The organism is Peribacillus sp. NJ11 (assembly GCF_030348405.1).
Taxonomy (GTDB): Bacteria; Bacillota; Bacilli; order Bacillales; family DSM-1321; genus Peribacillus.
This window is the reverse complement of record NZ_JAUCFO010000001.1, coordinates 5,242,617-5,263,680: the sequence shown is the minus strand read 5'-3', so window position 1 is coordinate 5,263,680 and position 21,064 is coordinate 5,242,617. Positions and strand designations below refer to the sequence as shown.

16 protein-coding genes and 2 pseudogenes are annotated in these 21,064 nt (G+C 40.9%); 14 read left to right on the top strand and 4 right to left on the bottom strand.

Translation table 11 applies throughout. The features are described 5' to 3' along the window. Positions 1-32 precede the first annotated feature (32 nt). Positions 33-377 carry a hypothetical protein gene (locus QUF86_RS25715; protein WP_289336074.1) on the top strand — a complete coding sequence of 115 codons (345 nt, stop codon included), beginning with the start codon at positions 33-35 and terminating at the stop codon, positions 375-377. 24 nt (positions 378-401) lie between these two features. On the opposite strand, the pseudogene QUF86_RS28995 reads toward QUF86_RS25715, so the two are convergent. Next, positions 402-479, bottom strand: a pseudogene (locus QUF86_RS28995) (CotG/ExsB N-terminal domain-containing protein); the annotation flags it as partial. Between the two features lie 148 nt (positions 480-627). On the opposite strand from QUF86_RS28995, the pseudogene QUF86_RS25710 reads away from it, so the two are divergent. After that, a pseudogene (locus QUF86_RS25710) lies at positions 628-1,715 on the top strand (CotH kinase family protein). Positions 1,716-1,874: 159 nt separating this feature from the next. Further along, positions 1,875-2,828, top strand: coding sequence for a TRM11 family SAM-dependent methyltransferase (locus QUF86_RS25705; protein ID WP_289336073.1), 954 nt, complete (start codon positions 1,875-1,877; stop codon positions 2,826-2,828). A 156-nt stretch (positions 2,829-2,984) separates the two neighbouring features. On the opposite strand, the gene QUF86_RS25700 is transcribed toward QUF86_RS25705, so the two are convergent. Together QUF86_RS25700 and QUF86_RS25695 are read right to left on the bottom strand one after the other, a co-directional pair. Next, positions 2,985-4,181 carry a M14 family metallopeptidase gene (locus QUF86_RS25700; protein WP_289317417.1) on the bottom strand — a complete coding sequence of 399 codons (1,197 nt, stop codon included), beginning with the start codon at positions 4,179-4,181 and terminating at the stop codon, positions 2,985-2,987. Between the two features lie 247 nt (positions 4,182-4,428). Beyond that, positions 4,429-5,394: an MBL fold metallo-hydrolase gene (locus QUF86_RS25695; RefSeq protein WP_289336072.1), complete on the bottom strand. Its 966-nt coding sequence runs from the start codon at positions 5,392-5,394 to the stop codon at positions 4,429-4,431. 315 nt (positions 5,395-5,709) lie between these two features. On the opposite strand from QUF86_RS25695, the gene QUF86_RS25690 reads away from it, so the two are divergent. Further along, the gene (locus QUF86_RS25690; protein ID WP_289317415.1) at positions 5,710-6,687 is read left to right on the top strand and encodes a 2-hydroxyacid dehydrogenase; all 978 of its coding nucleotides are present in this window, start codon (positions 5,710-5,712) and stop codon (positions 6,685-6,687) included. Between the two features lie 648 nt (positions 6,688-7,335). Next, positions 7,336-8,559 carry a multidrug effflux MFS transporter gene (locus QUF86_RS25685; RefSeq protein WP_289336297.1) on the top strand — a complete coding sequence of 408 codons (1,224 nt, stop codon included), beginning with the start codon at positions 7,336-7,338 and terminating at the stop codon, positions 8,557-8,559. Positions 8,560-8,637: 78 nt separating this feature from the next. Here the strand turns inward: QUF86_RS25685 and QUF86_RS25680 are convergent, their stop codons facing one another. Further along, entirely contained in the window at positions 8,638-9,423 is a 786-nt protein-coding gene (locus QUF86_RS25680; RefSeq protein ID WP_289317414.1) for an SDR family oxidoreductase, read from the bottom strand. Positions 9,424-9,629: 206 nt separating this feature from the next. On the opposite strand from QUF86_RS25680, the gene QUF86_RS25675 reads away from it, so the two are divergent. The 9 genes from QUF86_RS25675 (at position 9,630) to QUF86_RS25635 (ending at position 21,050) form a co-directional block, all read left to right on the top strand. Beyond that, positions 9,630-10,616 (top strand): Gfo/Idh/MocA family protein, encoded by a 987-nt coding sequence (locus QUF86_RS25675; RefSeq protein ID WP_289336071.1) that lies wholly within the window; start codon positions 9,630-9,632, stop codon positions 10,614-10,616. A gap of 108 nt (positions 10,617-10,724) precedes the next feature. Next, positions 10,725-11,033 carry an iron-sulfur cluster assembly accessory protein gene (locus tag QUF86_RS25670; RefSeq protein WP_289317413.1) on the top strand — a complete coding sequence of 103 codons (309 nt, stop codon included), beginning with the start codon at positions 10,725-10,727 and terminating at the stop codon, positions 11,031-11,033. Between the two features lie 21 nt (positions 11,034-11,054). After that, positions 11,055-12,176, top strand: a complete 1,122-nt coding sequence (locus QUF86_RS25665; protein ID WP_289336070.1) for an NADH-dependent flavin oxidoreductase — start codon at positions 11,055-11,057, stop codon at positions 12,174-12,176. Between the two features lie 332 nt (positions 12,177-12,508). Further along, entirely contained in the window at positions 12,509-13,918 is a 1,410-nt protein-coding gene (locus tag QUF86_RS25660) for a glycoside hydrolase family 1 protein (protein ID WP_289336069.1), read from the top strand. A 604-nt stretch (positions 13,919-14,522) separates the two neighbouring features. Then, positions 14,523-16,163 (top strand): SulP family inorganic anion transporter, encoded by a 1,641-nt coding sequence (locus QUF86_RS25655; protein WP_289336296.1) that lies wholly within the window; start codon positions 14,523-14,525, stop codon positions 16,161-16,163. A gap of 84 nt (positions 16,164-16,247) precedes the next feature. After that, the gene (locus QUF86_RS25650; protein ID WP_289317410.1) at positions 16,248-16,661 is read left to right on the top strand and encodes a MerR family transcriptional regulator; all 414 of its coding nucleotides are present in this window, start codon (positions 16,248-16,250) and stop codon (positions 16,659-16,661) included. A 205-nt stretch (positions 16,662-16,866) separates the two neighbouring features. Then, positions 16,867-18,381 carry a carboxylesterase/lipase family protein gene (locus QUF86_RS25645; RefSeq protein ID WP_289336068.1) on the top strand — a complete coding sequence of 505 codons (1,515 nt, stop codon included), beginning with the start codon at positions 16,867-16,869 and terminating at the stop codon, positions 18,379-18,381. Between the two features lie 36 nt (positions 18,382-18,417). Beyond that, complete coding sequence (gene kynU / locus QUF86_RS25640) at positions 18,418-19,686, top strand: kynureninase (protein WP_289336067.1); 1,269 nt, start codon at positions 18,418-18,420, stop codon at positions 19,684-19,686. Positions 19,687-19,700: 14 nt separating this feature from the next. After that, positions 19,701-21,050: an amino acid permease gene (locus QUF86_RS25635; protein ID WP_289317407.1), complete on the top strand. Its 1,350-nt coding sequence runs from the start codon at positions 19,701-19,703 to the stop codon at positions 21,048-21,050. Positions 21,051-21,064 lie beyond the last annotated feature (14 nt).

The following is a 21,064-nucleotide window of genomic DNA, read 5'->3' as shown; positions in this document are numbered from 1 at the left end:
AAAAAATATTAATTGTACATTAAAACGGAACCATGAAACTAGAAGCACCTTTTCCGTTTATTGCGAAAGTTATTGAAGCAAAGCCAACTGCAGTGGTTGGAGGAACACCGGTTTCTGTTGGAGCGCCTTTGTCTGCAGCATATGGAACACCGGTTTCTGCTAGTGCGCCTTTGCGTACGGCAAGTGGACCTCCTCCTGCTAGTGCGCCTTTGCGTACGGCAAGTGGACCTCCTCCTGCTAGTGCGTCTTTGCGTGCGGCAAGTGGACCTCCTCCTGCTAGTGCGTCTTTGCGTACGGCAAGTGGACCTCCTCCTGCTAGTGCAACGTTTAGTGCTTCTGCGGCGCGAAGTTCGCCTGTTTTTGTTGCTTTTACGTGAAGAACGGCCTTTTGAACATGGGTCCTTAAACATGAAATCGCTTAATCCCATGGAATTGGCTCTATCCACCGCATTTTGTATGTCACGAATGATTTCTGACATATATAATCCCCCTTTCTATACATTAAACTATGTTGCTTGTACGTGATTTGCTAAAGATAATCCCCAGTCTTTTTAAAAATAGTGTTTTTTTGGTGACACCCTTCGCTTTTTTCCATAATTTAAAAGGAAAGTGAAAGGGAAGGGTTATATGAATGCTGACAAGAAGCTGCCTATGTACCAGCTTTTTATTCCACCAGTTAATTTAATGGAACTTCGCAGAGATATATGGTGCAATGATCCTTTACCGGCAAAGTTAACACTTAACAGAAAAAAACTGGATATTGATATTGTTTACCGTGGCTCACATATCCGCGGTTTTCGCAAAAAATCCTATAATGTAGTCTTTTAAAAACCTAATACTTATAAGAATGCCAAGGAAGTTCATTTAAATGCCGAATATAAAGATAAATCTTTACTAAGAAATAAATTATCTTTAGACTTTTTTGCGGATATAGGCACCTTATTACCGAACTCCCAGTTCGTTTTCCTGAATCTGAACGGAAAGGACGAAGGGATATACCTAGAATTGGAATCGGTGGATGAATATTAGTTGAAGACAAGGGGGCTGCCCAAGGGTGCCATTTTCTATGCAGTGGATGGTGATGCCAATTTCTCATTGATGAGCGATTTGGATAAAGGAATCAAAAAATCATTGGAGATGGGATATCAAAAAAATGGGGAACAGGAAAGGATGAATTACATTTACAAGAGTTGATCATTCAAATCAATACAATTTCAAGGGGGATTTTGAAAAGGAAATCGTAAAATATGTCGATGTGGAAAAGTACCTGCGCTGGCTGGACGGACTCATATTCACGCAAAACTATGATGGGTTTGTCCATAACTATGCCTTGTATCGAAATGGAGATACAGGACTCTTTGAAATAATCCCATGGGATTATGATGCGACATGGGGCAGGGATGTTAATGGGAAAGTGATGGAAGAGGATTATGTGAGAATCGAGGGATTCAACACATTGACTGCTAGAATCCTTGATGTTAGGGCATTTCGTGTTCGATACCAGAGTCTTCTAAAGAAGATTTTGAGTAATCGGTTAACGTTGGGTATATGAAACCTATCATTCAGGAAATGCATGATCAAATAAGACCTTATGTTCCAAAAGACCCGTATATTAAGGGGGGGAAGAAAAATTTGACAATGAGCCCGAATTTATCCTGAAATTCATTGAGGCCCGTGCAAAGTATATAAATAGCCGGCCGTTTAAATTGGATTAATACTTTTCTTTAGTGATGGAAAATGGAAAAAACAGCAGGAGTGCTGAAAGAAAATCACTCCTGCTGTTTTTTCTGCGCGATTCCATTTGCTTTTCTATACTATTACAGCTATGTTTGATAGAAAGATATAATCTAAAGTAAATGAAGGATGGGAATGGATTGACTAATCATAGCCGTAAACCGGCATATATATATACCTTTACATGCACCCCTGACGAACGCGAATTATCTAAAATGGAGATGCGCTCGTTCTTTGGCTTTGAGACTTCAGGAAATATTTTACAAAGTGATATAGAAATTGAACCGAGCAGAAGTCCTTTTATGAAAGGGCGGGTCGATGTCATGTTTGAAGGGGAAAGCATATCCGAAATTGTTGAGCAAGTGAAGGATATTCAATTGCCGGATTCGACGTTCAAAGTATTATTCGTAAAAATTAATGATCTGACTAAAGAAGCAAAAATAGATTATGAGGGACAGCGTGAAATTGAGCGTGAAATTGGCTGGCACATTCAGGGGAATGCCGATGTACGTAATCCTGATCAGGTTTACGGAATCGTGCCCCTGGGCGGCCGTTGGTATTTTGGGAAATATGTCAAACCTGAGTCTGTTTGGTTACATCATATGAAGAAGCCGCGTGAATATTCAACTGCACTTAGCACAAGAGTGGCGAGAGCCATTGCCAACATAGCCGTTCCACATCCTGATGGAGTGAGGGCCATTGATCCGTGCTGCGGAATTGGAACGGTATTGGTAGAGGCACTATCAATGGGGATAAATATTGTTGGCCGAGATATCAACCCACTTGTTACTGACGGTTCTAGAGAGAATATTGCCTATTTCGGACTCGAAGGTGATGTAACTACAGGTCCGATTTCAGAGGTCACCAGTAAATATGATGTAGCGATTATCGATATGCCTTACAATTTGTATACGCATGCAACGCCGGAGGATCAGCTATCGATCCTTAAACATGCCAGGAGCTTTGCTGACAAGGTCGTCGTCGTAACGATTGACACGATGGATCATATGATTGAAGAAGCAGGATTTGAAATTGCTGATCGCTGTGTAGCCAGGAAGGGTATTTTTTCCAGACAGGTTGTAGTGTGTGTGTGAGCTTCGTCAGCAAGAAAAGGCTGAAATCTTTAATTGGATATGGACTTACCCCTGTCAAGTAGACAACTAAAAAAGGCTGTGCTGCCATCTGGCTTCGATATTCAACCGGTTCCAGATGGCGGACAAGCCCCCTTTACAATTAAGTTTCAAAATTGACTAGATTCCGGGTGTAGATGAACTTTCAGGAATTTTTTCATAGTCTGATGGATTAAGACTATGAACCGATCCATCTGTCACACCATTGATAATACCCATTAGCCCCGTTTCAACCGTTTTTACGAGCTGGCCTTTCTCTTTTTGCCCAAAGTTTTGTGTTTGACCACTAACTTCAAATAGAACCGTCCCACTTCCGTTTAAAGCAAACGTCCCTAAAGCAGTTCCTGGCAGGTCAATAGATTGATCGTATAATGAAATATTTGTAAAAACTGAATTCCCTTTTGCTTGTAGTGCGTTATACGCAGTAAGTGTCAACTGACGGGAGAAATCATATTTAAAATTATCTGCATACTCTGCATATTTAGCCCCTTCTGGAGTGCTTGGGTTAGGAACGAATTTTCCTGATATTGACATAGTTACACGCTCATCAGTTCCTTCGATATATGGGAACCCTTGGTGATGAAGATCGATAAAAACATCCACTTTCCCGAATTTCGATTTTAACCCTTTATATGTGTCACGTACCGTCTGCGCTTCGGGTGTAATAAACCAGCCCGGCTTTTCAGATGCCCCCGGGAAGTCTTGAGGCTTTGGTACATAGTTTAGGTCAGGATTAAAGTCACGATTAACATCAAATCCCGGTTTGCTAGCATAGTCGTCTCCTGATCTGGGAGTAGTGTAATAGTTCCAAGTAGGTTTCACATTAGAAAGATGGGGGAATTTCCCTACAACCTCAGACCATGTCATCTCATTTCCACGACGATCAAGCTCTGAGCCGTCTACGTTCATCATTGGAATAGCAACAATTGTTAGTTCATCAAGCATTTTCTTTACCTCAGGTGAGTTACTTTGACCAAGGTTGTTAAGAATGTTCAATAACGCAACAGTTCCAGTTTTTTCATTTCCATGAATTTCACTTTGAATAAGAACGACTTTGTCACCATGACCGACAGTCACTTTTTGAATGGAACGACCCTGATTTGTTTGTCCAGCCACTTCAACATTGACTTTCCCTGCACTCGCTTGCTCAAGTTGATTTAATTTTTTTACAAGTTCGTCATAATTAAGGAATGCTTCGGTAGAAAGATTCGTTCCACCTGTCGTATTCGGTCCTCTTTCAGCTAAGCTGACATTTGGGCCAAGTAATGCTGCGGCTACTACTGTTGAACTTAAAACCTTTAAAAATTTTCTTTTCACATTCATTCTCCTATTCTGAAAATAAATAATATTCAGATAATAGATTCTTCATTTTCTAATCGTTTTCCTGTTCGATTAATTAAAACACCCAAATAGGCCTATGTATTTCAGATTCAAGTGATTTACATATTTTTTCTAGACATAGTAAAGTCCCCTACAAGTGTGAGTGTATCATCTACGGATTATTCCGTAGCCTTTTACACTTTCCACTTAGTGGGGATAATATCAATTTCAGCCTTTTTTGATGTCATTTAGCTTGATAATGAACTACATTTTCAACGAGTTGTTTCGTGACCTTCCCCTGATATTCTAAATAATCCAAATGGCCGATGATTTCTGACATGACGAGCGGGAATTCTGCTATATACTTTTGTTTGTAAAATTCCTTTGCCAGTTCATTGCCTGTAGAAATTCCAGATTCTATCAAGGCCAGGATTTTTTGTGATTTTCTTTCTATGCTGTTGAGTCTTTTTTCAATCAGATGACCAGGTTGTTCAATGATGTTACCATGACCAGGAAAGAGTAGATTCACCTGTAATGCTAAACATCGTTTTAAGGAATCGATATGATCTACAAGAGTCAGCATCCTATTACCGTTTTCATCAGGTTCGATCAAGGCATTGCTCGATATATGTTCAATCAATAAATCACCGGCAAGAAGCCGTTTCTCTTCTTGGTCAAGGAAAGCAATTTGATCCGGGGCATGCCCGGGAAATTCGATCACTTCAAAATTCAGCCATTGTTTTTCCGTGATCGCGATGATGTCACCATTCAATTTTTGATCTTTATTATTATCGACTGCGTTGAATAGGTAAGCCACTTGTTTATCTCCAAGTTCACCACAGCCCATCTCATGGTAAAGCTGCTTATAAAAATTAATTCTCATACTTAAGAAGTCAGGATCCCTTTTTAAACGGGGAATGGATTTAGAATGGGCATAAACGGGAATCGGATGGAGTTCGGTAATCCGGTTGACCAAACCAACATGGTCTCCATGGTGATGGGTTAACAAAATTTCCGTGATATCTCCAACGGTAAATCCATTTTCGTTTAATGTTTGCTGCAGTGCATTCCAGCAGACGTCATCATTCATACCTGCATCGACTAATGTTAAAGATTCATCCTGTTTAACTAAATAAAAGTTTATACTTTTTAAAGATAAAGCGCTTGGAGCTATAATTGGATAAATTTTAAATGTTGTATTCGTTTTCATGAACGTCCCATATCCTCCTAAATCGAGATAAACTTCATCTGGAAAATTGCGATATTACTAATGACCGAATAGATTTAAAGGGTTATTATTCTATGATTAGTTGAATGAACTGAAACTGTCAAGCGGAAGCTTTCAGGCAAACGAGAATTTAATAATTGGGAATGAATGGTCTATTCATCTAATTTATTTTAAAATTGAATAAACAAGATGATTATTTAGCCAATATTCTTGAAATGGATTGTTGTATGTGAATATGAAATGAACACTGAATGTGTAACGCGTTCTATGAAATGAAACGGTATGGGAGGTTATGGTTTGAAGACTAAAATTTATATTACAAGGAAATTGCCGGAACAAATCATCGATGGACTTAGTGGGAATTATGATGTCAGGATGTGGGACCAAGAGGATATACCGGTCCCTAGGAAAGTCCTTGAAGAAGAAATGAAAGAAGTCGAGGGGCTGCTATGCTTATTGACAGAACAAATCGATGAGTCACTGATTGAACAGGCGCCTAATCTGAAAATCATCGCGAATATGGCAGTGGGCCATAATAATATTGATGTTCAAAGTGCAACAAAACGAGGCATCATGGTAACGAACACACCGGGGGTTTTAACGGAAACGACAGCTGATTTAACCTTCGGCTTACTGCTTGCAACGGCGAGAAGGATGATGGAGGCAGAAGATTATTTAAGGAGTGGAAGGTGGGAAACATGGTCGCCGATGCAGCTGACCGGACAAGATGTACACGGTGCAACGCTTGGTATCATCGGGTTAGGTAGGATTGGGGAAGCCCTTGCAAAAAGAGCTAAGGGATTTGATATGAACATAGTTTATTTTAATCGAAGCCGTAAATATGAACAGGAAAAAGAATTAGGAATCGAATATCAGCCCCTTGAAAAATTGCTCCAACTCTCGGACTTCGTTTGTGTCATGCTGCCGCTCACACCGGAAACCACTTACATGATTGGCAAGGAGCAGCTGGAATTAATGAAAGGGACGGCTGTGCTCATAAATACCGCAAGAGGCGGGATTATCGATGAAAAGGCGTTGTACCAGGCGCTGGAAAACCGAGAGATTTGGGCGGCTGGATTGGATGTATTTGAAGAAGAACCCGTTCCCGTGGATCACCCGCTGCTAACATTGCCCAATGTGGTTACATTGCCGCATATCGGGAGTGCCAGTATTGCCACAAGATTGAAAATGGCAGCTCTTGCTGTACAAAACTTGATGGAGGGGTTATCTGGTGATACTCCCCGTAATTTAGTATTGTTGAATAAATCAAAATGACCCTAATAGGTGGTTTGGAATGGTCTCATCCCAAACCACCTATTAGGCTAGTTTATACTTTAGGGTTTTTTACTGTTTTATGAAACTCCTACTAGATTGAAGAAATTTGCAACACCTCCTGCCAAATAACTGGATACCGAGACTCCTCGTCGCTCTTCGCGCCTGTGGGGTCTGCCTTGGACGCGCTTTTCCCGCAGGAGTCCCGTACCTTCCTTTACAATCAACTGGAATGTTTTTTTTAGAAAAAAATAGTAGTCAAACTCGCTTTTCCTCGAGTTTGTCTACAGTCTGAAATTACTCCAAAATGGGGTTATTTTTTATGGGGAATGTCCATTGGATTTTTTTAGCCGAAGCTGAAAATAATGCTCAAATGGAGTTACATCCGAAGGTGGGGAATTGTTTGGACCTTTAATAGTTTTCCTTTGGTTCGTAGCATCCTCACATATATTTCCTGATATATGATTTGTCCTTTTCAGGAGATTTCGGAGTTTTGAAGCATGTGCTTAATTTATCGGTGAAAGGAAGAATCCAATTCAAGGGAAGCATACTTATCGTAAATTGTTCGGATTTTTTGTAAACTAAAGAAATCCGGGTTTTATTTAGGAAAAACAATTAGTTGAAAGAGGGATAGGGGTAATAATGATTGAAATGAAGGAAACGATATCATCAGGCAACGAAATGACCAAATCCAAAAGGCTGTTGATGGCGCTTATGCTGGGGTCTTTTGCTGCGATTGGACCACTGTCACTTGATATGTATTTACCGGGTCTCCCGACACTGGCAGAGGATCTGAAAAGCATTACGTCTTTAGCCCAGCTGAGTTTGACTGCCTGCTTGTTAGGATTAGCTTTAGGCCAAATTTATTTAGGGCCGCTAAGTGATGCAAAGGGAAGACGGACACCGTTAATCATATCATTATCCATTTATTGCATTTCATCTCTGTTATGTGCTTTTGCTCCATCAATAGAATTGCTTTTATTATTACGTTTTATCCAGGGTATTGCGGGAGCTGGAGGCATTGTCATTTCAAGGGCCATAGTTCGTGACCTTTTTTCAGGAACGGAATTGACCAAGTTCTTCTCCATGTTAATGCTGGTAAATGGAGCGGCACCGATTTTGGCTCCAGTTTTTGGCGGTCAGCTTTTGCAGTTCACTTCTTGGCGGGGAGTTTTCATTGTCATTTCAGTATTAGGTATCCTTATGGTTGCGGCTGCATTTTTTGGGATAAAAGAAACTTTATCTCCTAATCTCAGGAGTGCCGGTGGGATAAACGATACAATCAAGATTTTTGGGAATTTATTGAAGGACCGAGTGTTCATGGGCTATGCTTTTTCACAAGGGTTCATTAGTGCCGCCATGTTCGCTTATATTTCCGGATCTCCTTTTGTTCTCCAGAATATTTATGGGGTTTCCCCACAGACATTCAGCCTGATTTTTGCAATAAACGGAATTGGGATCATCATTGCTTCCCAAATTGCCGGAAAGCTGGCAGGGAAGGTTAAAGAAGAAAAACTGCTTCAGATAGGACTATGTCTTGCTTTGTTTGGAGGAATATTCCTTCTTGCCTCAGTCCTTCTCGAAATCGGGTTGGCAGGAATCTTGGTCGCTTTGTTCCTCTCCGTTTCCAGCGTCGGTATTGTGGGTACAACGAGTTTTTCTTTAGCGATGCAAAATCAGAAAAAAACAGCAGGCAGTGCTTCGGCTTTAATTGGACTGCTTCCTTTTATATTAGGATCAGTAATGGCTCCGCTCGTGGGCTTAGGCTCAGGTGAGTCCTCCTTGCCGATGGGAGTTGTGATGGTAAGTTGTCATGTCATCGCCATGTTCGCTTATTTGATTCTTGCCCGTCGCGGGTTAAGGCGAGTTGCTTAAAAAGGAAAAAGCTGAAATCCTGAAGTGGGATTTCAGCTTTTTCCTTTTAATGGGTTTGTATGAGGGCTTAAGTATGAATCATAATAGTGATTCTGCTCCATCGATATAAACTTCCGTGCCCGTAATATGGGAGGACATGTCTGATGCTAGGAACAATACGAGATCACCAGCTTGTTCGGTAGTCCCTGCTTTCTTCGCCAGGGGCTGAGAGCCTTCCGGATATTCAATGGGAATCCTGATTTTTTTTAGGTTTTCATCTTCCGGGAAGGTGTTATCATGAATATTCGTATCGATGGCGCCGGGACAAATGGTATTTACCCTGATTTTATATTTTGCCAATTCAAGTGCAGCCATTTTACCAAAAGCGACTTGTCCAGCTTTGGATGAGCTATAGGCGGAAAAACCAAAATTCTTGAAATATCGGTTTCCATTGATGGAGCTGTTAATAACGATGCTGCCACCCGTTTCCTTCATATAGGGAATGGCGTATTTAATGGTGAGAAAGGTGCCTTTGAGGTTGATGGTATGAGTCTGATCCCAATCTTCTGGCTTAATATCTTCTATAGGGGCGATCACTCCGTTGATGCCTGCGTTTGCGAATACAAAATCAATTTTCCCAAAATGGTCATAGGCGACCTTGTAGGCATGTTCAACTTGCTCAGCCTTGGAAACATCCGTTTTAATGATTAAAGCCTCTCGGCCCAGGTTTTCCACTTCTTCTTTCACCTTTTCGGCATTTTCGACTGTACGGTCAAAAAAGATGATGTTGGCACCGTTTTCAGCTAGTTTCAGTGCTGCACCCCGGCCAATTCCCGATCCTCCACCGGTAATGATGGCAACTTTGTTTTTCATTAAATCTGTCATAAACTTCACACGCTCCTTTTAAGTTTTTCTTTCCCGTTTAGGGAGTATGTAGAAACATCATGGCAGTGGTAATATAGAAAAATTATAAACGAATATTGCCTGAAAAATCCAATTTAAACCGTTGACAGTGTTCATTTTACTTTGTTTTTCAGTGAAATGTCTGTATATTGAGGACATGATAAATTAGCTTGAAAGGGGATAGGATGTTGATACGATTAGGGGTAATAGGTACAAATTGGATCACGGAGCGATTTTTGGAGGCTGCAAAGCATGTAGAGGATTTATCGTTAACCGCAGTGTATTCACGTACAGAAGTGAAAGCCAAGGAGTTTGCCAATAAGTACGATGTACATACGACATTTACAAATTTAGAAGAAATGGCGGCCAGCGATGATATCGACGCTGTATATATAGCCAGCCCTAACTCTCATCATTGCAGGCAAGCCGTGTTATTTTTACAAAATAAAAAACATGTATTATGTGAAAAGCCAATGGCCTCGAATGCGGCAGAAGTAAAGGAAATGATTGAGGCTGCAAAACAAAATGAAGTGCTATTGATGGAAGCGATGAAATCAACCATCATGCCGAATTTCGAAAGTATAAAAGGGAATCTGGATAAAATCGGGAAGGTAAGACGTTTTTCAGGAAGCTTTTGTCAATATTCATCACGTTATGATGCGTATAAACAAGGCACTGTGCTGAATGCATTCAATCCTGAATTCTCCAGTGGTTCTTTAATGGATTTAGGAATTTACGTCCTCTATCCACTTGTTGTACTTTTCGGTAAACCAAATAAGGTGCAGGCATCAGGAACGATGCTTGAATCAGGAGTTGATGGACAGGGGACGATCTTGCTTTCCTATGATGAAATGGAGGCAGTCGTCATGTTTTCCAAGATTACTGAATCCAATTTGCCAACGGAAATTCAAGGTGAGCTTGGAAGCATCCTCATTCAGAAAATTTCTGGACCTCAAGCTGTGGATATCCAGTATCGGGATGGAACCACTGAAAACATTTCGGCTAAACAGGATATGCATACGATGTATTATGAAGCGAAAGAATTTGTTGAATTGATAAAGCAGGGGAAAAAGGAATCGGATATAAATTCATATTCGAATTCACTGTTGACTATGGAAATCATGGATGAAGCAAGAAAGCAAATCGGCGTCGTCTTTCCTTCAGACGGATTATAAGCACTAATTGGACATGGCCAAGCAGGAAGGGTATAAATGGATGTTACTGATGCCCCTTAATTGGGTAGAATTCAGTACATGGAAATTTTTATTGTTGGAGGAATGGACATGAATTGTAAAATTAATCGTAATGCAGCAAAGGTCTTACAAAAAATGCTGAGCACTGAAGAAGCCGAAGGGAAAATGATTCGTGTATATATCACCCATATGCATGGCGATCATGCCCATTATGAGATGAAACTAGATACACCTGCAGAGCATGATGAAATCGTCAAAACAGATAAAGATATCGATATTTTGCTTGATTCACGTGAGGAATTTCTGGATGGTGTCTGGATTAAATATTTTTATGTACCTGAAGAAGGCTTTGAAATCACGAACCCTTCCAAGGAGCCGCACGGACATCATCACCATTAAGATTAAAGGGGGAGGATTGGCATGAATCAAAAATACGAAAAGATCTTTCAACCATATAAATTTCCATCAGGGGTAGAAGTGAAAAATCGTATCATGATGGCACCTATGACCACTTATTCCTCGGATGATCAAGGGTTTGTAACCGATGATGAACTGGCCTATTACGCTGAACGCTCGGCAGGTGTAGGTGCGGTGGTCACGGCATGTGCCTATGTATCTGCTGGAGGAAAGGGATTCCCAGGTCAATTTAGTGCTGATGATGATTCATTTATCCCATCTTTGAGAAAATTAGCGGAAACGATACAGTCTAACGGGTCAAAAGCGATATTGCAAATATATCATGGAGGCCGGCAAAGTCCGCCGGAATTATTGCCTGATAACCAACCTGTTTCTGCAAGTGCCATTGCTTCCAGCGAGAAAGCACCGGTACCGCGGGAAATGAGTGAAGATGTAATTCAAGGCGTAATTAAGGCATTTGGAGAAGCAACAAGAAGGGCCATCGAAGCGGGATTTGATGGTGTGGAAATCCATGGTGCCAATACGTATTTGCTTCAACAATTCTTCTCGCCGCACTCAAACCGTCGTACGGATAACTGGGGAGGAACACTGGGAAAACGATTGATTTTCCCGCTTACCATTGTGAATGAAGTCGAAAAATCGGTTGCTGAGCATGCGGAAAAGCCATTTATCATTGGCTACCGAATTTCTCCTGAAGAAGGCAGCGATCCTGGAATCACTTTAGATGATACGATCCAGTTTGTGGATAGATTAGCAAATCAAAACCTGGATTATCTACATATATCGGTAGGTCACTTCTGGAATGGATCTTTCCGTGAGAGTGATAGGACAAAGTCGCGCATCGTTAAAATTTACGACAAAGTAGGGAATCGTATTCCAGTTGTCGGTGTAGGATCCCTGCATACACCCGATGAAGTTGCAGAAGCTATGGAAACGGGTGTCCCATTTATCGCACTTGGCCGTGAACTTCTTATGGAACCGCATTGGATTGAAAAAATCAGGTCTGGAAAAGAAGGGGAAATACGGACGACCCTTTCGAAAAAGGATCAGGAAGAACTTGTCATTCCAGATCCGCTTTGGGAAAAGTTGATTCATATAAAAGGTTGGCTCCCGGTTGTGGAGTGATTAGCACCATCTTGAATATGTGTAACCCGTCCTCCAAAGGTGGACGGGTTTTGTATTTATTCATATGAAACTAAAAAACGAGATGTAAGTTATTTATCTTTTACTAAAAAAGAGAGATTGATTCACAGAATTAACATCTTTTATTTTAGGTTTCTCTTTGACACTGGATTTAATCATTCCTATACAGTAAATACTACCTTTAATGGTTATGTTATTACGAAGATTATATAGTCAAATATTGAATAAAATTATAATCACATTAATATTTGTGCCAATGAATAAAATATATTATTATCAATTTAATAAGCTGGTATAAAAACGGAGGGTTTATTATGAAGTTTCCACACGATTTTTTATTCGGAGCAGCTTCTGCTTCTTTTCAAATAGAAGGAGCATGGGATGAAGATGGTAAAGGAATAACGAATTGGGATGTTTTTTCAAAGATTCCGGGGAAAACATATGAAGGTACAACCGGAGATGTAGCCATAGACCATTATCATCGTTACAAAGAAGATATTAAATTAATGGCAGAGATGGGACTTGAATCGTATCGGTTTTCCATTTCATGGGCACGTATTTTGCCCACAGGTGACGGAGAAGTAAATGAAAAAGGCTTGGAATTTTATAATAATGTAATAAATGAATGCTTAAAATATGGGATAGTTCCTTTTGTTACGCTGTATCATTGGGATTTACCTTTGACGCTTGAACAAGATGGAGGATGGACGAATAAGCGAACAGCTGAAGCATTCGTCAAGTATGCAGAAATTTGTTTTAAGGCATTCGGAGACCGCATCAAACATTGGATTACGTTTAATGAAACGGTTATGTTTTGCGGATTGGGCTATTTAAAAGGTGCGCATCCGCCTGGTATCCAAAATGATGAGAATAAATACTTTCAAGCGACACATTACGTGTTTTATGCACATGCGAGAGCAGTAGAAGTATACAAGGCACTGAATCATTACGGTGAAATTGGGATTACCCATGTTTTCTTACCAGCTTACAGCATAGATGATAAGCATGAGAATGCATTAGCTGCCCGACATGCCAATGAATATGAAACTTTTTGGTATTATGACCCAATATTAAAAGGTGAATATCCAGCTTATGTGGTTGAGCAATTAAAGGAGAAAGGCTGGACGCCAAGTTGGACCGAAGAAGAACTGGATACGTTAAAAAGAAATGCGGAAAAGAATGATTTTATTGGACTTAATTATTACCAGCCCATTCGAGTGGAAAAAAATCAGGAAGCCGTTTCATCCATGGAGCATTCAAGAGAAACATCTACTCTAGCTCCAGGGAACCCATCTTTTGATGGCTTTTATCGGACCGTGAAAATGGAAGATAAAACATATACAAAATGGGGGTGGGAAATCTCTCCTCAAGGATTTTTAGATGGGCTTCATATGTTAAAAGGGCGTTATGGTGATATTAAAATGTATGTTACGGAAAACGGACTTGGTGATGAGGATCCGATTATTGATGGTGAAATAGTGGATGTTCCTCGTATTAAATATATTGAGGAACATTTAAAAGTGATTAAGCGTGCAATCAAAGAAGGCATTCACTTAAAAGGGTATTACGCTTGGTCTGTCATCGATCTATTAAGCTGGTTAAACGGGTATAAAAAGCAATACGGATTTATTTACGTGGACCATCATGATCAATTAAACCGAAAAAAGAAGCTGTCGTTTCATTGGTACAAGCATATTATCGAGACGAGAGGAGAAGAGCTGTAAATAGAAAGAAAACCTCTTGATATTAATCAAGAGGTTTTTTGTATATATAGACCAGTAAATGATTGAACGAATAATAGGGAAATTATATCGACCATAAAAGATAAGTTTGGAAAAAACGATTCTGTAGTATCGGGAATTATGATCAATATTTGTTTCAAGGCTACACCTTGAGATGAGTGGGGAATTAGTCGAAAGTTCAAACTTCCCGGTTTGTAGTCTATATCTCCAGGATCAAACTAACTAGACTGGAAGTATGGTCCCGGATTGTAATGTATATGTAAAAAAATTCAAAAAAATGTAAACAAATGTTTACAATGCTAACAATGTACAGTTTTACGTTTTACTGTATAATGTTGAAGCGTGGCCAAGAACCATGTCAAATAACTTAACAAAGGAGATTACATATGACGATTATTTCTTATTTTTGAAAGGTCCCCCGTATGTTTGTAGTGAACCAATCAGTCCCGTTGAAAGAATAGTATCCTCTACAATAGTTAATATTGATATCGATTGAGTAACTCCCTCTAAAATGAAAGAATATCTTTTTCCTGATAATGGTAGATCCCAATCTTAAAAAACGACTAAGGATGTGAGTTTGAAAAGAATGATAAAAGATTCCAGATTCCAAGGATATAACATGAAGGGTTTTCAAAAGGACGTAACGGCAGGATTGGTTGTAGGTGTTGTGGCCATTCCTTTAGGTTTGGCCTTTGCAATTGCTTCAGGCGTCGAACCGATATACGGATTATATACGACCATCATCGCTGGAATCCTCATATCGATTTTGGGTGGCTCCAAGTATCAAATTGGAGGACCGACCGGAGCATTTGTACCTTTATTATTTGGTATCGTTATGCAATATGGATATGAAAGTCTGCTAATTGCCGGGTTTTTAGCGGGGATGATATTAGTCTTGATGGGCCTTTTTAAGTTAGGAAATTTGATGAAGTTCATTCCCCGTCCTGTCATCATTGGATTTACTACAGGAATTGCGATAATAATCTTTTCTGGGCAGATTGCCAGCTTCTTTGGTATGAATGTGGAAAAACATGAATTTTTTATAGATAACATGAAAGAACTGGTGATTAATGCAGACAAGATCAATATATATAGTGTGATTGTTGCGGTCATATGTTTCATCGTCATCCTGCTTGCACCTAGACTTTTGCCGCGAGTGCCAGCTCCACTTCTGGGTCTGCTAATATCCACAATGTCTGCCTACTTTTTATTTCCCGATAAGGTGGCTACGATTGGTTCCACTTATGGAGCGATTCCGAGAGGTTTTCCGGAATTCCAAGTGCCGGAGCTTTCAGTGGAGATCATTATCACACTCCTTCCAGTTGCTTTTACGATTGCCTTGTTGGGCGGTGTCGAGTCATTGTTATCCGCTACCGTGGCCGATAACATGGGGGGGACCAAGCATGATAGTAATAAGGAATTGGTTGCCCAAGGGATCGCGAACATCGCGACTCCATTCTTCGGTGGGATACCGGCAACAGGTGCTATTGCCAGGACAGCTACCAATATAAAAAGCGGGGCAGCCTCTCCGATGTCAGGAGTCATTCACGGCATTGTCGTTTTATTGGTCTTGCTTGTCCTTTCTCCATTTGCAGCGCATATACCTTTGGCTAGCATGGCACCCATATTGATGTTTGTTGCCTGGAATATGAGTGAAAGAAAGGAATTCGCCCATGTATTGAGAACGAAGACTGCAGATTCTGCCGTTTTGCTAGTCACCTTTCTCGTCACTGTCTTCACTGATTTAATCATGGGAGTGGGGATTGGCTTATCGATTGCATTCATCACCTTCATTGCAAAAATGAGCCACACGTTAAAGGTTAGGGAAAGAAGTCATGAGATTACTGAGATTGTTCCTATTGACAATTCTGATTCAAAGATCAATGTATATAACTTGGAAGGTCCTCTCTTCTTTGGTTCGATTGATGTCCTGGAGTCATCGATATTAGCGAACGTGGATAATAAGACGAAGGTGTTGGTATTAAGCATGCGCCGGGTAACATATATGGACACTTCAGCAGAGGCTGCACTATTGGCGATTGTTAATCGTATCGGAAAATATAAGGGGAAATTAATCATTTCTGGAATCCAGAAGCAACCAAAGGAATTGCTACTCAGCACCGGATTATATCATAAAATAGAAAAACAGCACTTTTTTAAATCGAAGGAAGATGCTCTGTATTTTGCCAAGAAGCAGCTGAAGGGTAACTCGGATAAAGTAGTCTAATAGATTCATCCTCGAAGTCACCTTTTTGGATTGTTATGTTATAGTATCGTTAACAGTAGATTTTAAAAGAAGGTGACTGTCTGGATGAATATATATCGGATTGGCCAGCTTGCTGAACTTGCGAATGTTTCGAGGAGAACCATTGACTATTACACACAATTAGGAATGCTGAACTATGAAAAAACTGGGTCAAGATATCGATATTACACAGAAGATGCCCTAAATCGTCTTCAAATGATTAATCGGTATAAAGAACAGAATATGCCGTTGACTGAAATCAAGGAACGGTTACAAGTTTTGTCTGAAACCACTGTTGATTCGGAGCAAGTGCTCTTGTTGGTGGACAAGATATCTACAGACCTTAAAGGACTGGAGAATGAATTGCTTGAATTAAAGCCCTTACTGGAAAAGCTTGATGAACAGCAGTTAACATATGCTGCAAAACAGCTTTCCGTTCGGAGCAGCTCTTTATTGAGCATCATTGCCATGCTCGCCTAAGATTTTTGCCGAGTTCAACAAAAAAAGACCTGATTGGGTCTTTTTTTTGTTGAACTCGGCAAACGATGCTTACTTAAGGATTGCATAAGATAGTGGTACTTGGCTAAATGGAGATTTTAATCTTTTTTCGATATAGATGAAGGATATAAGTGAACGGAAAAAGAAGAACTTAAGTATCTACGACTATATGAAGAGGTGAGAGTGAATGATTGGATCAATAGTTACGACAGGTAAAGGACATCTTCAAGGCACTATGGAAAACGGTATATGTGTTTGGCGTGGAGTCAGGTATGCGAAACCGCCGATAGATGCTCTGCGTTTCCGCTCGCCTGAGCCCGTTGATAAATGGAGCGGTGTCATGGATGCAGTGGATTTTGGTCCCATACCCCCACAGCCGATGGATCGGGCTGTAAGAACTGGAATGGCAGCAAATGAAAAAATGGATGAGGATTGCTTGTTCCTGAACATCTGGTCACCTAGAGCTGATGATAAAAAACGCCCGGTCATGGTGTGGATTCCTGGTGGAGCATATATAACGGGAGCCGGATCCCTTGATATGTACAATGGACACTTATTGGCTAAGAATGGAGACGTAGTTGTAGTAAGCATCAACTATAGGCTGGGTGCACTGGGATATTTGGATTTTACCGATTTGGCAGTTGATGGGGAAATATTTGAAACCAATTTAGGTTTACGTGATCAAGTGGCGTCTCTGAAGTGGATTAAAGAGAATATAGAAGCTTTTGGCGGCGACCCTGAAAATGTTACGATATTTGGTGAATCAGCTGGAGGGAATGCCGTAACGACTTTACTTACCGTTCCTTCAGCGAGAGGTCTATTTAAACAAGCTATTGCAGAAAGTCCCGCTCCGACATCTGTTTACGGAAAAGGATTTGCGCGCCATTTCAGTGAAAGGTTCCTTGAGATCTTGGGCATTGGAAAGAATGAAATCCAACGGTTAAAAACACTTCCAGTTCAAGAGATTGTCGCGGCATCCTACCAACTATTACAGGAAAACTCGCAAGACAAGCCGGGTTCCCTATCATTTGGACCTGTCGTGGATGGTGACTTCCTGCCTGATTATCCACTAGATTCGATTCGATCAGGAAAAGCAAAGGGAATATCCTTGCTTATTGGAACAAATAGGGACGAAGCTACATTATTCGACCAGATGGATTCCCCGTTAATCCCGACTAATGAAGAGATGATTCATAAAATGTTTGAAAATACTGATCCAGACGCGAAAGAGCGAATTACGAATGCTTATTTGAACTACCCGGAAAAGGAAGCTGTGCTAGGCATTGGCCGGGATGCGACTTTTCATATTCCTTCGGTTTGGTATGCGGAGGCATACAGTCGCATCGAAAAAACATGGATGTACCGTTTTGATTATAAAACGGCGGCAATGCGCATAAGTAAATTAGGGGCGACCCATGGTATTGAAATTCCTTTTGCCTTCCAGACTTTCGACTCGGCATTGGGCAAACGGATTACTTCATATGGTTCCAGGCCAGCTGCACTAAAGGTTTCCCAAAGGATACAGGGCCATTGGGTCAACTTTGCGAAACATGGAAACCCCAATCCCCCGGAAGGCGAAATCTGGCCGAAATATGATGAAACCAATCACTACACAATGATTTTTGATAAAAAGGATTATATTGAAAAAGATCCTAACAGAATGATAAGGTTGGCATGGGAAGGGGTAGGGATTTACAAGTGAAATATAGTGGACTCGGAAGAAAGCGAGGGGAATTTTATGTCAATGAAAGAGGATGCGAAAACTTTGGATCAGGTAGATCCATTAGTTCCTTACCGAGAAGAGTTCTACTTGAATCCCGGGATGATTTATATGGATGGCAACTCATTGGGACTTTTATCGAAGCGGGCTGAGAAAAGTTTAATGAATTCATTGGAAGATTGGAAAAGGTATGGAATTGATGGGTGGACGGAGGGTGCAGAGCCTTGGTTTTACTATTCTGAGAGATTGGGTGAATTGAGTGCCCAATTGGTTGGGGCAGCAGTGGATGAAGTGATAATGGGAGGGTCAACTACAGCTAATCTGCATCAGCTTGCGGCGACCTTTTTTGAACCGATAGCTGGCAGGAATAAGATTTTGGCGGATGACCTAACCTTTCCCAGTGATATCTATGCACTTCAAAGCCAGCTCCAATTGCATGGGCTGGACCCTTCGTCACATTTAGTCCAGGTGAAAAGCCGAGATGGTAAATTCCTTGAAGAAGATGACATCATTGCAGAGATGAAAGAGGAAATAGGGTTGATTGTACTTCCGACGGTCTTATATCGAAGCGGACAGATCCTTGATATGGAGAGGTTAACAAAGGAAGCGCATGCGCGTGGAATCATGATAGGATTCGATGCCTGTCATTCCGTGGGTGCCATTCCGCATTGGTTTGACAAGTGGGAAGTGGATTTCGCTTTTTGGTGTAATTATAAGCATTTGAATGGCGGGCCAGGTTGTGTAGCGGGGTTATATGTGAACCGTAAGCATTTTGACAGGAAGCCCGGGTTGGCGGGATGGTTTGGCTCGAGGAAGGATAAGCAGTTCGATATGGAACATTCCTTCACTCAGGCAAATTCAGCAGGTGCCTTTCAGATTGGAACTCCCCATATTTTAAGCATGGCTCCTCTTTTAGGCTCGCTAGAAATGTTTGCGGAAGCGGGAATCGAACAAGTCCGGAATAAATCTTTGAGGCTGACTCAATATCTTATGGATTTAATCGAATCGGAATTGGCGGGATATGGATTTGAAATTGGCAGCCCAAGGGATGAATCAAAAAGGGGCGGTCATATCATCATTGAACATCAAGAAGCTGCAAGAATATGTAAAGCATTGAAACATGAGGCTATCATACCCGATTATCGTGAACCGAATATGATTCGTTTAGCACCTGTTGCTCTTTATACCACTTTTCAGGAAGTTTATGAAACGGTACAGGTCCTCAAAAAGATCATGGACGGCAGGTTATATGAAAACTATGAAAATAAAAGGGGAATCATTGCCTAGAATGGGAGCAACAAATGGAGAAAAATAAGCTGCATCGTGAATTATCATCGAATCAAATTACAATGATTGCCATGGGTTGTGCAATCGGCACAGGATTATTTTTGGGCAGTGGCCTTGCGATTTCAACGGCAGGTCCAAGTGTACTGATCAGCTATGCAATAGGTGCATTCATTGTCCTTCTCCTGATGGGATGTTTGGCGGAAATGACTGTAGCCCATCCAACATCTGGGTCCTTTGGAACCATTGCTGAAAAATATATAAGTCCATTTGCGGGTTTTGTTGTGAGGTATTCATATTGGATAGCGAATGTCCTTGCCATTGGTGTCGAAGTGAGTGCAATCTCGGTATATATGAAATATTGGTTCCCGGATGTACCTGGAAGCGTTTGGATCTTCCTTTTTGCTGCCTTGCTAATCTATGTAAATGCGACAAGTGTCAATACATTCGGAAATTTTGAGTATATATTTTCAATGATCAAAATTAGCGCCATTGTCATTTTCATTCTATTGGGTGCCTATGTGGTGATTGGCGCCGAACCTTCAAGCGGGATCGGTGCAGAGAACTATGCCAATGATGGAGGTTTTATGCCTTTCGGATTTTGGGGGCTTTGGGTCGCTATATTTATTTCTCTCTTCAGCTTTTTAGGAACTGAGTTGATTGCGGTGACGGCGGGAGAAGCAAAAGACCCTGATATTGCCGTCCCTAAAGCTTTGAAGGCAACTGTCTTCAGACTTGCCACTTTTTATGTACTGACAATCGGAATCATGTTAATGATCGTTCCCTGGCAATCCGCTGGTATTGAGAAAAGCCCATTTGTTAGGGTAATGGAAATCCTGAATATCCCTGGAGCATCGGGGATAATGAATTTCATTATTTTAACAGCTGCTTTATCTGCAATGAATAGCCAATTATATGCCTCCACCAGAATGATATTTTCATTATCCGAGCAAAAGCAGGCTCCATCCCTGTTTCAAAAAGTGAGCCGGAAAGGAGTCCCGATAAGAGCCCTTCTCATATCCACTTTGGGCATATTTCTTGCTGCAGGAGTAAAGGTCCTGCTTCCGGATACCTCATATGCATTCATGATGGGGATATCGATGTTCGGAGCCATTTTAACCTGGTTCATGGTGTTCATCTCCCATTTATATTTCAGAAAGGGGTGGGAGAGATCAGGGGGGCGTAAATTACCGGTCAAAATGTATGGCTTTCCGTATTTAACGATTCTTGGTGCATTACTCTTGTTTGCTTTGACGGTATCTACTTGGTTCACTGGCCCGTTTAAAATCGTTCTCCAGTTCGGTGTTCCTTGGCTGGTCTTCCTTTGCATCGTTTATTTTTTAATGTCGAAAATCAAAAGAACGTAAAGGGAAAGAGGGAT